The 551-nt window shown below is 60.1% G+C and carries 1 protein-coding gene; it reads right to left on the reverse strand.

Annotated features, from left to right (window positions below):
* The coding region (locus tag AC1DT3_RS23765) for a molybdopterin cofactor-binding domain-containing protein (protein WP_477467601.1) at nt 1-551 on the reverse strand (551 nt) is incomplete at both ends.

Here is a 551-nt window from a genome sequence, read left to right on the forward strand (position 1 = left end):
CACGCACAGAGCGCTCCAACGCGCGCGCCGCCAACACAGCCAACACGACCTGGTATTGCGGACGCAGGCCCGAGCCAAAAGCGCCACCCACATATGGCGACATGATGCGAACATCGTCCGGTTCCAGATCGAAGACGGCGCAAACGTATCGATGCACATTCTGCACGCCTTGGGTCTTGTCATAGATCGTCAACCTGCCGGCGCCATCCCAGATCACAGTGGAAGCATAGGGCTCCATGGGATTGTGATGCTCGATCGGGACATAGTACTCGCCTTCATGGCGCACAGCGGAAGCAGCAAGGGCCTTGACCGCGTCACCCCGCGGTTTCACAGGTTCCTCGACCGCAAAGGCGTCGTTCCGCCTGCTCAAAACGTCTGTCACATGCGCTTCTTCGACATAGTTCACGCGCACCAGCGAAGCGGCGAAGCGCGCTGCCTCGGAATTCTCGGCCAAAACCAGCGCGATCGGCTGTCCGCTGAACATCACCTTGTCGTCATAAAGCGGTCGGAAAGGCGACCCCTGATCGGGCGCCACTTCATCCTTGTAGGCC

The sequence above is a fragment of the Microvirga sp. P4_G7 genome (assembly GCF_056401005.1).